Source organism: Candidatus Dadabacteria bacterium (assembly GCA_009837205.1).
Taxonomy (GTDB): domain Bacteria; phylum Desulfobacterota_D; class UBA1144; order Nemesobacterales; family Nemesobacteraceae; genus Nemesobacter.
In genome coordinates this window covers 1-13901 of sequence record VXTZ01000008.1, presented here as the reverse complement: position 1 = coordinate 13901, position 13901 = coordinate 1, and the positions used below count along the sequence as shown (strand labels likewise).

General features: G+C 50.4%; 13 protein-coding genes and 2 tRNA genes. All 15 read left to right on the top strand.

Annotated features, from left to right (window positions below; all coding sequences use genetic code 11):
* Nucleotides 1-21: 21 nt before the first annotated feature.
* The 15 genes from F4Z13_01445 (at nucleotide 22) to F4Z13_01375 (ending at nucleotide 13641) form a co-directional block, all read left to right on the top strand.
* Nucleotides 22-888, top strand: coding sequence for a 3-hydroxybutyryl-CoA dehydrogenase (locus F4Z13_01445; protein MXZ47909.1), 867 nt, complete (start codon nucleotides 22-24; stop codon nucleotides 886-888).
* 11 nt (nucleotides 889-899) lie between these two features.
* Entirely contained in the window at nucleotides 900-1682 is a 783-nt protein-coding gene (locus tag F4Z13_01440) for a hypothetical protein (protein MXZ47908.1), read from the top strand.
* Nucleotides 1683-1684: 2 nt separating this feature from the next.
* Nucleotides 1685-2875, top strand: a complete 1191-nt coding sequence (locus tag F4Z13_01435) for an acetyl-CoA C-acetyltransferase (GenBank protein MXZ47907.1) — start codon at nucleotides 1685-1687, stop codon at nucleotides 2873-2875.
* A gap of 59 nt (nucleotides 2876-2934) precedes the next feature.
* Nucleotides 2935-3342, top strand: a complete 408-nt coding sequence (locus F4Z13_01430) for a hypothetical protein (protein MXZ47906.1) — start codon at nucleotides 2935-2937, stop codon at nucleotides 3340-3342.
* A 27-nt stretch (nucleotides 3343-3369) separates the two neighbouring features.
* Nucleotides 3370-3924, top strand: a complete 555-nt coding sequence (locus F4Z13_01425) for a thioredoxin family protein (protein ID MXZ47905.1) — start codon at nucleotides 3370-3372, stop codon at nucleotides 3922-3924.
* Nucleotides 3925-4033: 109 nt separating this feature from the next.
* Complete coding sequence (locus tag F4Z13_01420; GenBank protein ID MXZ47904.1) at nucleotides 4034-5740, top strand: glutamine--tRNA ligase/YqeY domain fusion protein; 1707 nt, start codon at nucleotides 4034-4036, stop codon at nucleotides 5738-5740.
* A gap of 30 nt (nucleotides 5741-5770) precedes the next feature.
* The gene (locus F4Z13_01415; GenBank protein MXZ47903.1) at nucleotides 5771-6550 is read left to right on the top strand and encodes an enoyl-CoA hydratase/isomerase family protein; all 780 of its coding nucleotides are present in this window, start codon (nucleotides 5771-5773) and stop codon (nucleotides 6548-6550) included.
* Between the two features lie 16 nt (nucleotides 6551-6566).
* Nucleotides 6567-7055, top strand: a complete 489-nt coding sequence (locus tag F4Z13_01410) for a GNAT family N-acetyltransferase (protein ID MXZ47902.1) — start codon at nucleotides 6567-6569, stop codon at nucleotides 7053-7055.
* Between the two features lie 49 nt (nucleotides 7056-7104).
* On the top strand, nucleotides 7105-7974 hold the full coding sequence (gene purU, locus F4Z13_01405; protein MXZ47901.1) for a formyltetrahydrofolate deformylase: 870 nt from the start codon (nucleotides 7105-7107) through the stop codon (nucleotides 7972-7974).
* A gap of 37 nt (nucleotides 7975-8011) precedes the next feature.
* Nucleotides 8012-8848 carry a MoxR family ATPase gene (locus F4Z13_01400; GenBank protein MXZ47900.1) on the top strand — a complete coding sequence of 279 codons (837 nt, stop codon included), beginning with the start codon at nucleotides 8012-8014 and terminating at the stop codon, nucleotides 8846-8848.
* Between the two features lie 15 nt (nucleotides 8849-8863).
* Nucleotides 8864-10078: a VWA domain-containing protein gene (locus tag F4Z13_01395; GenBank protein MXZ47899.1), complete on the top strand. Its 1215-nt coding sequence runs from the start codon at nucleotides 8864-8866 to the stop codon at nucleotides 10076-10078.
* Nucleotides 10078-10869 (top strand): PhzF family phenazine biosynthesis protein, encoded by a 792-nt coding sequence (locus tag F4Z13_01390; protein MXZ47898.1) that lies wholly within the window; start codon nucleotides 10078-10080, stop codon nucleotides 10867-10869. Before F4Z13_01395 ends, F4Z13_01390 begins: the two co-directional genes overlap by 1 nt.
* Before the next feature lie 76 nt (nucleotides 10870-10945).
* Nucleotides 10946-11020 (top strand) — tRNA-Cys (locus F4Z13_01385).
* Between the two features lie 24 nt (nucleotides 11021-11044).
* Nucleotides 11045-11129: transfer RNA gene (locus F4Z13_01380), tRNA-Leu, on the top strand.
* Nucleotides 11130-11232: 103 nt separating this feature from the next.
* Nucleotides 11233-13641: a TonB-dependent receptor gene (locus tag F4Z13_01375; protein MXZ47897.1), complete on the top strand. Its 2409-nt coding sequence runs from the start codon at nucleotides 11233-11235 to the stop codon at nucleotides 13639-13641.
* Nucleotides 13642-13901: the final 260 nt, after the last annotated feature.

Below are 13901 nucleotides of genomic sequence, written 5' to 3'. Positions count from 1 at the left end.
GTTATGAGTCAGGAGAAAAGCATGTCCGAGTCAAACATAAACACTGTAGGTATCGTGGGGGCTGGCACTATGGGTTCAGGCATAGCGGAGCTTGTCGCCTCAGCGGGAAAAAACGTCGTTCTTTTGGATATTGAAAAGGATATTGCGGAGGATGCGGTCGCAAAAATAGAAAAAAGTCTTGGCAGACTGGCCCGAAGAGGCAAAATCGACAAGGAGCAGGTCACCCTCATCGTCTCAAAGATTCACCCGACCGAAGACTACGGTGATTTCAGCGGTGCGGATATCGTGATTGAGGCCGCAAGCGAGGATATGGATCTTAAAAAGGCGGTTTTTGCCAAGATCGAGGAGAACGCCGGAGAAGACACCATTATTGCCACTAACACATCAACTCTCTCAGTTACGGAGCTTGCCATGAACACCTCTAGGCCTGAAAAAGTTGTTGGAATGCACTTTTTTAATCCCGCACCGATAATGAAACTGGTTGAAGTAATCAATACTGCTAAAACATCGCCTGAGATCCTTGAGGAGACGATGGAATTTGCGCGGAGTCTTGATAAATATCCGATTATGGCAAAAGACAGGGCTGGATTCGTTGTAAATAGGATTCTGCTGCCGATGATAAACGAAGCGATTTTCACCCTTGATGAAGGGATTGCCACGGCGGCAGAGATTGATAATGCCATGAAACTCGGAGCAAATCATCCCATAGGGCCGCTTGCGCTTGCGGATCTTATAGGGCTTGACGTCACCCTGAGCGTACTTGACGTTCTCTACACAGAATATGGAGACCAGAAATTCAGACCCGCTCCCCTGCTTAAGGAAATGGTGAGGGCGGGGAATCTGGGCAGAAAGACTGGAAAAGGCTTTTTTGAATACGGCAGAAAGTAAAGGAGGCATAAATGTACAAGGATCTTTTGTTTGAAAGCACTGATGACGGCGTGGGAGTGTTGACGATTAACAAAGAGAGGTCTATGAATGTCCTAAATGGCGAAACCATAGGACAGCTCAAAGACTTTGTGACCGAAAAGTTGCCCGCTGAGAACATTAAGGTGCTGATTGTGACCGGAGCCGGAGGAAAGGCTTTTGTCGCCGGGGCCGACGTAAGGCAGATGAGTCAGATGACAGCGGACGACTTCAAGGATTACTGTGCCTTGGGAAGAGGGGCTTTTGATTATCTGGAGCAGGCATCTTTTCCTGTTATAGCCGCGATAAACGGATACGCCTTGGGAGGAGGACTTGAACTTGCGCTTGGATGCGATATAAGAGTCGCCTCTGAAAATGCCCGCGTGGGTTTTCCCGAAACCAAGCTAGGTCTCTTTCCCTGCTGGGGAGGAACCCAGAGATCAACCAAGCTTATAGGACCTGGAAGAACCAAGAAACTGATTTTTACCGGGGAGATGATCACCGCCGCTGAAGCGCTTGCCCTTGGGCTTGTGGATAAGGTTGTAGAGCAGGGAGAACTTATGGATGAGGTTATGAAAATAGCCCAGCAGATCGCGCGCAACAGTCCGCTTGCCGTCAGTTACGCCAAAAAAGCGATAAATCAGGGATCCGAGACGGGACTTTCTGAAGGACTTGCATACGAGATGGAAACGGGATTTCAGTGTTTTGATTCCTATGACAGGGTTGAGGGAATGAGTGCGTTTGTTGAGAAGAGAACGGCTGAGTTCAAAGGAGAGTAGCAATGGAAAAAGTCGTGCTTTCAGAGCCACTTAGAACCGCGATAGGGACGTTCGGAGGAACGCTTAAGGATGTCTCCGCGGTTGATCTAGGGACGGCGGTCTTAAAGGAGATTATAAACAGGGCGTCCCTGCCGCCCGAACAGGTGGATGACTGCATAATGGGCAACATACTGGGAGCGGGACAAGGGCAGAATCCGGCGAGGCAGATATCGATTAATTCCGGATTAAAGGCTGAGACCCCCGCGATTACCATTAACAGGGTCTGTGGTTCGGGCCTTCAGTCCGTCGTGAATGCAGCCCAGGCCATAAAGTCCGGCGACTGCGAATGCATTGTGGCAGGAGGGATGGAAAGCATGAGCGTGGCTCCCTTCTATCTTCGGAAAGCCAGGTGGGGATACAAGATGTCAACGCCTTCCGATGAGCTTGTGGACGGAATTCTGTGTGACGGGCTCATGGATGCGTTTAACGATTACCACATGGGCGTTACGGCGGAGAACCTTGCGGAGAGATATGAAATATCAAGGGAGCGCCAGGACGAGTTCGCTTACTCAAGCCAGATGAAAGCCAAAGCCGCGATGGAGAGCGGGAAATTCACCTCCCAGATAGTTCCGGTGTCTGTTCCCGGGCGAAGGGGCAGTTCCGTTCAGTTTGACACTGACGAGCATCCGAGGCCGGATGTTACGCTTGAGAATATCTCGAAGTTAAGACCGGTTTTCAAGAAAGACGGCACGGTAACCGCGGCAAACTCATCGGGCATTAACGACGGAGCCGCCGCCTTGATCGTTACGTCTGAGAGCAAAGCGGAAAAACTGGGCCTGAATCCGCTTGGGTCGATTAAGTCCTACGCAATCTCCGGTGTTGACCCTGCGATCATGGGGATCGGTCCGGTTCCCGCAATGCGCATGGCTCTTGACAAAGCCGGGCTCGGAATCGACGATATCGATCTGGTTGAACTCAACGAAGCCTTCGCGGCGCAGTCCCTTGCCGTACTGAGCGATTTTCCCATTGCGGAGGAGAAACTGAACATAAACGGCGGAGCCATAGCGCTCGGGCACCCGGTGGGGGCCACGGGGGCGGTGCTGCTCGTAAAACTTCTTCATGAATTTGAAAACGTCCGCCCCGGCGGGTACGGAATGGTTTCTCTGTGCATGGGAGGCGGTATGGGTATAGCAATGATTGTCGAAAAAATGTAAACTCAGACATAAACGGCGGCTGTCCGAGTGGGCGAATTACCTTAACCAATGGGCCCGATATGAGTGAAAAAATCAAAATAGAGATCATGGATGACGGTCCCCTGATTGTAAGCGACCTCGAGTTGCTTGAAGACGGGGAAGGGAACGGACTTGCGATAAAAAAGAAAACCGCTCTTTGCCGTTGCGGGACCTCTGGAAACAAGCCGTTTTGCGACGGTTCGCACAGGGGGGCGGGGTTTAAGAGCAGTCTTCCGTCTGGCGAATCTTCTGCTCCCGCCAAGGAAGGGGACGCGGTTATAAGGTCGCTTAAAAACGGCCCCTACGAGGTTTGCGGAGATATTGAACTTTGCGTTGAGGATGATTCGGGGCTCTCGGGGGATGATCCTTATTATCTCTGCCGCTGCGGGGCTTCTGAGAACAAGCCGTTTTGCGATGGTTCACACAAGCAGATCGGTTTCACTGACTAATAGCCTAAGAACTAGGAGAAGATAAAAATGGTTAAGACTCTATCGACGATGATTCCCTTGGGGAGCGAGGCTCCCGACTTCCGGTTGCCGGATGCTGTAAGCGGTAGCGAACTGTCGCTTGGCGATCTCAAGTCGGATGTTGCCACGGTGCTTATGTTTATATGCAACCATTGTCCTTACGTAAAGCACCTGCAGGATGGGCTGGTGGAAGTTGCCGATGAGTACATTTCCAAGGGAGTTTCCTTCATAGCGATAAATTCAAACGACATTGAGAACTATCCTGATGATTCTCCCGAGAGAATGAAGGAAGTTGCAGAGGAAAAGGGATACTCGTTTCCCTATCTGTTCGATGAGACGCAGGAGATCGCCAAGGTCTATGATGCTGCCTGCACCCCCGACTTTTTCGTTTACGACCGCGACCTGAAATGCATATACAGGGGGCAGTTTGACGACTCAAGACCCGGAAACGGAAAACCGGTTACCGGAAAGGATATGCGTATGGCACTCGACTCCATTATAGCGGGCCAGACAATCGAATGGGAACAGATTCCGAGCATCGGGTGCAACATAAAATGGAAATAGTGCGGTTTTCCCTGCCGCGTGGAACCGCCCGGAAGGAAAAAGAGGGCCACCTAGTGTCCGCAACTTGGAACTTCATCCTCTTGTTCTGTGGGTGTTATCGCGCATAACCATGAAATCGAAGACGGACAAAGACGGATCTCCGGAATCCGAAGATTTCATAAGAACCAAGATAAGAAGCGATCTTCAGGGCGGTATCGCAAAGCCCGTTACCCGTTTTCCTCCCGAGCCCAACGGCTATCTCCATATAGGCCATGCGAAATCCATATGTCTTAATTTCGGTATAGCCGAGGAATTTGCCGGAACATGCAACCTGCGCTTTGACGACACCAATCCCTCAAAGGAAGACGTAACATATGAAGAGGCTATCAAGGAAGACGTCAGATGGCTCGGGTTTGACTGGGAGGATAGGATCTATTACGCCTCTGATTATTTCGAGCAGCTCTATGAATACGCCCTTGGACTGATAAGCGAGGGGAAGGCCTACGTGGACGACCTGAGTGCTGAGGAAATAAGAGAATACCGGGGAACGCTTTCGGAACCCGGCAGGGAGAGCCCTTCTAGGGAGAGATCTGTTGAGGAGAACCTGAAGCTTTTCCGGGCTATGAGAGACGGGGATTACGACGATGGACAGTACGTGCTTCGGGCGAAAATAGACATGGCCTCGGGCAATATGAACATGCGCGACCCGGTCATGTACCGGATAATGAAGAAGCCCCATGCCCGCACCGGGGATTACTGGTCCATTTATCCGATGTATGACTGGGCCCACGGACAGAGCGACTCCATTGAGGGCATCACACATTCGCTCTGCACTCTTGAGTTTGAGGACCACCGGCCTCTTTACGACTGGTTTATCGCCCAGCTCGGCATATATCATTCCCAGCAGATTGAGTTCGCGAGGCTCAACCTCAGCTACACGGTTCTCAGCAAAAGAAATCTCATGAAGCTGGTTTCCGAGGGATACGTAAGCGGGTGGGACGATCCCAGGATGCCCACGATCTCGGGATTGCGCAGAAGAGGATACACCCCTGAGTCGATAAGGGATTTCTGTCGGAAAATAGGTATCACGAAACAGGACAGCATGATAGACGTGGAGCTTCTCGAGCACAGCGTAAGGGAAGATCTTAACAAGAGGGCGCAGAGGGTTATGGCGGTGCTTGACCCGCTGAAGGTGGTGATAATTAATTATCCCGAAGACGCAGAAGAGGAGCTCGAAGCGGTAAACAATCCGGAAGATCCCTCCATGGGAAAAAGAAAGGTTCCTTTTTCAAAAGAGCTTTTCATTGAAAGGGATGATTTCATGGAGGATCCGCCGAAAAAGTTCTACAGGCTCTCCCCCGGTTCCGAAGTGCGCCTGCGCTACGCCTACATAGTGAGGTGCGTGGGTTTTGAGCGCGACCCGACGACCGGAGAGGTAACCGAGGTTCACTGTGAATACGACCCCGAAACAAGAGGCGGGAGCGCGCCTGACGGAAGAAAGGTAAGAGGCACCATACACTGGGTTTGCGCGAAAAACGCCTCGAGGGTGACCGTAAGACTCTACGACAGACTTTTTACCGTTCCCAATCCTATGGCCGACAAGCAGAGGGAATTCACCGAATTTCTGAATCCCGATTCACTGCAGGTCCTTGAAGACTGCGTGGCAGAACGGGCTCTTGTGAATGTGGTAAATCCGTTGGGGATTAACTACCAGTTTGAGAGGAAGGGGTATTTCATCCTTGATTCCGTGGATTCGGCTTCTGGCGCGCCTGTTTTTAACAGGACGGTTTCCCTTAGGGATTCATGGAGCCGCCGCTCGGAGGGCAAAAGGGCCTGATTTCGGCGCTCGGGCGAATTGAGAAACATTATGAGCTGGGAAATTGAAAGAATTGGTGACGTCGCGGTCGTGCGCATGAACTCAAACCCGATGAACGTAATGGGCGAGGGCTTCTTCAGCGATCTTGAAGAGGCTTTCACGACGCTTGAGAGCGATCACACGGAAAGCCCCGTGGTGCTTACCTCTTCTCAGAGGGCTTTTTCCGCCGGTCTTGATCTTAAGTACCATCTTTCGCTTTTTACCGCTGGGGACGAAGAGGAAATCTGGCAGTGGTACGAGCGTTTTCGCGGCGCTTTGCTTCGGGTCTTTACTTATGAAAGACCTGTTGTGGCTGCGGTAAACGGTCACGCGATAGCGGGTGGACTTATACTGGCGCTCTGCTGCGATTACAGGGTATGCGTTGATTCAGTAGCAAGATTCGGTCTTAATGAAATCACCATAGGTTTTCCCGTTCCTTCGGCGCTAGCCCAGATCGTGCTTTACGTGCTGGGTACGGCAATTGCGCAGCAGGTCATGACAACAGGTTTTCTTTACGAACCCCGCGACGCCGTCAGACTCGGTTTTTTCGATGAAAGCCACGAAGCGGACACGCTTCTTTCTCACTGCGTTGAGTTCGCGGGGCAGTACGGTCCGTCGCTTATTCCCGGTTACGCCTTCTCTAAAAGGGCTCTTCGCCGCGAGGTCGTGGCGAATATGGAAGGAGCTTGTGCCGAAGTTGACAGGGAACTTCCGAAAATTCTGCGCAGCCCGGGGGTTTTGGAGAGCCTTGGGGCTCTGGTTGAAACCTTAGAAAAAAAGAAAAAACAATAATGTTGCAGGAAGAACTTTGAAAGAAGTCACCGTAAGAAAAGCCACGGGCGACGATGCGGAGGCGATGGCCCTGATACTGAGAGAGATCGGCTGGTCTGAGAGAAGGAACTCCCTTTCACTTGAGGAAGTGTCGTCTCCGATTCGGGATCTCATACTTCAAGCAGACGGAGATCCGGAAGGGCACACCATGTACGTCGCATGTGATTCCGGGGGAAGGGTCCTCGGGTTTACCACCGTTCACTGGGTACCGTTCGTTATGCTCGGAAGCTACGAGGGCTACGTCTCGGACCTGTTTGTAAGTCCTTCGGCAAGCGGAATGGGGGCTGGGAGCCGTCTTATCGAAGCAGTTATGGAAGAAGGTAAGAAAAGGGATGTTTACCGTCTGATGGTGACCAACGGCAAGGACAAGCCATCGTATCTGCGGGGCTTTTACAGAAAAAAAGGGTGGACGGAGCGGCCGAAGGTCGCTAACTTTACCTACTACTACAAGGAGCCTTGGTCTTAATCTTATAAGCGAAAGCCAGCAAAAACCAGGAAGCGGACCTTAATCGAAAATGCCGGAAAAACAGGAAGAAGCAATTCTGCTAGTGCACTCCCCGGATCGCCCCGGTCTTGTTCACGCGGTCACCAACTTTATATTCGAATACGGGGGTAATATCCACGCGCTGCAGCATTGTGTTGACACAAACGACATGGTGACCTTTATCCGTGCCAAGTGGGGGATGGACGGCTTTACTCTCTCCCGCGAGGAGACGGAGGAAGTTTTCCGCGAGAAAGTAGCGAAGAAACTCGACATGAAATTCGAGGTTTTCTTTACGGGAGACATCCCGCGCATGGCGGTTTTCGTTTCCAAGCTTCCCCACTGCCTCTCGGACATAATTTACAGACTCCGCGCCAGGGAATGGGACGTTGAGATGCCCCTTGTGATAAGCAATCATCCGGATCTCAGGGATGTGGCAGGTCTTCATGGAGCGGATTTCTACGTGTTTGACAACGTTCGGGACAACAAGGAAGAAGTGGAGGCAGAGCAGCTTGAACTTCTTCGCAGCTACGATGTGGATTTCATAGTGCTTGCAAGGTATATGCAGATTTTTACCGAGAATTTCGTATCGCATTACCCCAACAGAATAATGAATATCCATCATTCGTTTCTTCCGGCCTTTCCTGGTGCGCGCCCTTATCACTCCGCGTATGAAAGAGGGGTTAAGGTGGTCGGAGCAACCTGTCATTACGTAACCGAGGAGCTAGATTCGGGACCCATAATAGAGCAGGACGTCATAAAGGTTAACTATGATGATTCGATAGACGACCTCAAAAGAAAGGGGCAGGATCTTGAGAAGCTTGTTCTTTCAAACGCGATCTGGTCCCATATAAACCGGGAGATTTTGATTTACAAAAACAGGACAATCGTATTCAATAAGTAGGGGGAAGTTTTTGCGATTCCCTACGGGTGGGTGAAAAATGAAGTTCAAAGGCACAAACGATTACATAGCCACAAACGACTTAGCCGTGGCCGTTAATGCGGCCATTACGCTTGAGCGTCCGCTACTTGTTAAGGGCGAACCGGGAACGGGCAAGACCATGCTTGCGTTTGAGGTCGCAAAAGCTCTTGGAAAGCAACTTATAACCTGGCACATAAAGTCCACCACAACCGCGCAGCAGGGCCTCTACGAATACGATGCCGTCGCCAGGCTTCGCGACTCGCAGCTCGGAGACGAGAGGGTAAACGATATCTCGAACTACATAAAGAAAGGAAAGCTCTGGGAGGCTTTCGAGAGTCCTGAACAGTTAGTGCTTCTGATTGACGAGATAGACAAGGCGGACATAGAGTTTCCAAACGATCTTCTTTTGGAGCTCGACAGGATGGAGTTTTATTGCTACGAGCTCAAAAAAACCGTAAGGGCGGTTAAAAGAGTCATAGTGATAATTACCTCGAATAACGAAAAGGAACTTCCGGATGCCTTTTTGAGAAGGTGCTTTTTTCACTACATAGCTTTTCCCGACCGCAAGACTCTTGAGAAAATAGTTAAAGTGCATTACCCCGATCTCGAGCGAAAGCTCATGGATAACGCGCTCACCCTCTTTTATTCCGTAAGGGAAATTGATGGTCTCAAGAAAAAACCCTCCACGAGCGAACTTATAGACTGGATAAAACTGCTTGCGGCCGACCGCGTGGCCGCTGGGGAACTCCCGGGAGTGGATATTGAAGAGAGCCTTCCCCCTTACTCGGGTGCACTTATCAAGAACGAGGCGGACTACGAGATGCTCGAGGCGATTAGGCGAAGATTCAGAAGGTAAGGGAGGGGTAAGTTCATGTTTCTTGATTTCTTCCTGCTGCTTAAAAACGACGGATTTCCCGTCACCCTAAAAGAGTATCTTACTTTTCTCGAAGCCCTTGACCGCGACGTGATCGGTTACGACCCGACCGATTTTTACTATCTAAGCCGCTGCGTAATGGTGAAAGACGAGCGGCATCTGGACAGATTCGACAGGCTTTTTTCCGCTTACTTCAAAGGGGCTCAGCTCGCCGATACCGAGCAGTTCATGCAGATTCCGCTTGAGTGGCTACGCAAAAATTTTGAGAACGTCCTCTCCGAAGAAGATAAGCAGATGATCCGTTCCATGGGCGGGCTTGAAGAATTGATGGAGAGATTGAGGGAGATTTTCGAGAAGCAGAAAAAACGCCACCAAGGCGGGAACAGATGGATAGGCACGGGCGGCACTTCTCCCTATGGTGCATACGGTTACAACCCCGCCGGCGTTCGAATAGGGCAGGACGGAGGCAGGCAGAGGCGGGCCGTCAAGGTGTGGGACAAAAGAGAGTTTCGCGATCTTGACGATTCGGTGGAATTAAACGTCAGGAACATGAAAATGGCCCTTAGAAAGCTCAGGGTTCTTACGAGAGAGGGGATAGGGGAGGAGCTTGACATTGAAAAGACGATCGACAGGACTTCGAAAAACGCGGGGCTGCTTGACCTTGAGTTTGTTCCCTCACGCAAGAACAACGTCAAGGTTCTTATGTTCTTTGACGTCGGAGGTTCAATGGAAGATCATGTCGAGCTTTGCTCAAGGCTTTTCTCTGCCGCCAAGCATGAGTTCAAGCACCTTGAATTCTACTACTTTCACAACTGCATATACGAAGCCGTATGGAAAAACAACGCAAGACGTTTCAGCGAGAAGATTCCCACCTTCTCTGTACTCAACAAATACAACGGCGACTACAAGTGCGTTATAGTCGGTGACGCCTCCATGTCCCCGTGGGAACTTGTGTATCCCAACGGAAGCGTTGAACACAATAACGATGAGCCGGGCCTTCTGTGGCTTAACAGGATAAAGGCGAAATATCCTTTTACAGTGTGGCTTAACCCCGTGCCGCAAGATGAGTGGAGGTGGACTGAAAGCATAGGCATGCTGAACGATTTTTACGAAGGCAACATGTTTCCCCTAACGCTCTCGGGCATAAAAGACGCTATTCTGGCCCTCAAGCGGCGCCCCGGTCACCACGGTGCGTCGAGACTCCCGGCGTGATGAGGATATACACCATTGATGCTTTTACCGACGGGCCGAATTCCGGGAATCCGGCCGCTGTGTGCATTCTTGAAAAAGAAGTGCCGGATCGGACAAAACAGGAGATTGCTTCCCGGGTAAATCTCTCAGAGACTGCTTTTTTACTCAAGAGAAAAGGCGTTTTTGAACTCAGATGGTTTACTCCCAAGATGGAAGTTGACCTTTGCGGGCACGCCACCCTTGCAAGCGCCCATATTCTTTTCACTCTCAGTATCCTTCCCGATACGGAAGACGCCGTGTTTTCCACAAAAAGCGGAATTCTTACCGCGAGGAGAAAAAGCGATCTCATAGAAATGGATTTTCCCTCAGAGGATCCTTGGGAAGTTGAGATGCCGGAGGACCTGCTTATGGCGATTTCCCAGAGGCCTCTTTACGTGGGCAGAAACCGCTTTGATTACATAGCTCTTTACGAGAGCGAAAAGACGGTAAGAAGTGCTGTCCCGGAACTCGCCCGCATCAGTAGGCTTGATTCCAGAGGACTTATAATAACGAGCGTCTCGAGTTCTCACCGTTATGATTTCGTATCGCGTTTTTTCGCTCCTAACGCCGGGATAGAGGAGGATCCGGTTACGGGATCTGCTCACTGCTGCCTCTGTCCTTTCTGGAGCCGCAGGCTGGGGAAAAAAGAACTCACGGGCTATCAGGCGTCAGAAAGAGGAGGCCTCGTTAATACAAGACTTTCTGAGAAAAGAGTCTTTCTGTCGGGAAAAGCGATTATTGATGGAAGCTTCGAAATCAATCCAGAGTCATAAGGGAACTTGGATTTGCCGCTTGCCAAAATTCACAAAACTTTTTTTTTCGGTAAAATTTAAAATCCCATGTTACAGGGGCGGCGTAGCCAAGAGGTAAGGCAACGGTCTGCAAAACCGTTATACCCCGGTTCGATTCCGGGCGCCGCCTCCAGTTCTGAACTCCGTTCAGCGTAATGCCCGGGTGGCGGAATTGGTAGACGCAAGGGACTTAAAATCCCTCGGGAGTATCTCCCGTGCCGGTTCGAGTCCGGCCCTGGGCACTTTTTTCTACCAAATTCCGGAGCAAATGTGTTAAAATGCGAAATATTGCTAAGTATGTGGTCTGAATCGCAATAAAGTGAGTGATTTAAGGAGGTTTTGAAGATGAACTTTAAGATTCGGCTTGGCGTAGCCATAAGATTCTTTGCATTTCTTTCCCTGTTCTCATTAGTTTTTCCCCTAACCGCAGTTGCGCAAGAGAGGCAGGATGAGCAAAAAGAAAGTCTCAGCGCGGTAGATGAAGGCAGTTACACACTTCGGAAAATGCTTGTGACCGCCACCAAGCGTGTTCAGCTTGCCCAGGATGTGCCTTTCTCCCTGAATGTTCAGTCAGGAGAGGATATAGAGCGTCTTAACACTGCTAATCTGGAGGATCTTTCCCGCAATGTTGCCGGACTCTCCATACAGAACCTCGGGCCAGGACAAAGCGTAGTCACGATCCGCGGCGTTTCTTCCGGACAGATAGTGCGGGACCAGCCTGGCGTAAAGGAACAGGTTGGCGTGTATCTCGACGAAACCCCTATATCACTGTCGCTTTTCACTCCTGACATCGATCTTTTCGACCTTAACCGTGTGGAAACCTTGAGGGGACCGCAGGGCACGCTCTTCGGATCAGGCTCAATCGGCGGTACCGTTCGCTATATAACCAACCAGCCACTTTTGGGTGTAACCGAGGTTAAAGCCGAGATTGACGGAAATTATCTTGACGAAGGTTCTGTTGGAGGTCATCTGAAAACGGCCCTCAATGTTCCTTTAGGCGAAGATGCGGCCTTTCGCTTGGTTGCTTACGGCACTAGATACGGCGGTTTCATCGATGCGCAAAAGGAAGGGGGTGCTGTGGATGAGGATGTAAACGACGGCACCCGTCACGGTGGACGTATTTCCCTTTTATGGGAACCGACCGAAAACCTGTCCATTACTCCGCGAGTTATATATCAGAACATTGATCTTGGAGGTTTTAACCGCGACGAGGTATTTAACCTTTTTGCAAACCCCTATACCGATCCCCCGACTCCGCTTGGTGATAGAGAGCAGCATCTGCTGCTTGGCGAGGCCTTTGAAGATGAAACTCTGATTTTTGACACCGTGGTAAATTGGAGCGTTGAAGACTTCTTTGACGTTACATACTCGGTAAGCTATATAAACCGAGATCTTCTTGTAAGTCGTGATGCGAGTGCCCTTACCGGTAGCGTGAGCGTGGACCTTGGATTTGCGGAGGATCAAGTGGCAAACCCATCCAATCTGCGTGACACTACCGACCTTGAACAGATGACCCATGAACTTCGCTTGAGTTCAAGCGATAACGGCGCATTTCAGTGGCTTGCGGGTGTTTTCTACTCCGACGTGGAACGTGACTATTCTCAGCGTTTGCCGACTCCAGGGTATGATGCGCTATTTATACCTTCGGCTGACACTAACTTCCCCGATGCAGTGGATTCACCTTATAGTTCCGATCTGACATATGATTTAAGGCAGATTGCGCTTTTCGGCGAGGCGACCTACGCGTTGCTCGAACGTCTGGACTTAACGGCCGGTCTGCGCTGGTATGACTGGGAAGAGGATAAGACTTTCAGATCCGGTGGAGGTTTCTCGAATGCTGATGCCCAGAATCAGGACATTACGGTTTCCTCCGACGGATTTACACCTCGGTTTATGGTGAGCTACGATGCTAACGATAACGTTACTGTGAATGCTCAGATTTCCCGGGGCTTTCGTCTCGGCGGAGTTAATGACCCGCTTAACCAGCTGCTTTGCGGAGATGCCTATGATACTTTCCGGGGGTATCAGGAGTTTGAGGATGAGACTCTCTGGAACTACGAGGTCGGGTTTAAGTCCTCCTTTGAGAGTGTTACGTTCAACGGCTCGGTTTTTTATACCGACATTGAGAATCTGGGTGTAAACGTTGATGCGGGACCCTGCTCTTCCAGGGTTACGATCAGCGTACCTGAATCTCACACTGCGGGAGCGGAGCTTGAACTGTCTATTCAACCGACAAGATCTTTGCTGCTCGCTTTTGCCGGAAGCTATTTAGAAGCAGAGTTTGATTCCACTATCAGGACGGCAGATGGGGATGTGGTTGAGGGAATAGAGGAGGGTAACCGCATACCTTCTGTTCCAGACTGGCAGCTCTCAGGATCCGCCACTTATACTTTGCCAGGTGTTCTGAGTGCCGGAGAAAGCTTTCTCTCGGCTTCATGGCAGTTTGTAGGTGACAGCATCACGCAATCAGGCGATCAGATTCCCGGCAGGGGAGTTTTTGGACATGGATTGCCCTACAGGGGTGCTTCTGCCGATGAGGCAACGGAAGTTGATCTGCTGCTTGATTCATACCACCTGTTTAACCTTTCTGCGGGCTTGGTATATGACAATATCGAGTTCACGGCTTACGTAAAGAATATTACGGATGAAAACGTTAAGCTTTCGTTTGACCGCGAGCGGGGAGGACGGGCCCGTCTTGCCTACAGAGTGGGTCAGCCCCGTACTTTTGGTGTGGTTACGCGCATGCGCTTCTGATGAGATAATTGGGAAGGTGTATTAAGACTCATCTTCGTTGTTAAAAATGAGATTTGTACCTTGCAATTGCGGTATTTAATGCCGCAATTGCAAGGATGATTGCTGATAATATACAAGCAGATTTAGACCAACTTCCATACTTCCGGTTTGGAAATAGCACGCGAAATCTTAAATGCAAGCGTGGATTAGTTCTTAGTGAATCAGGTTTCCTGACTTCGGCAGATTTTCAATCAAAAAGGGATAAGTTGTGACGTAAGCAT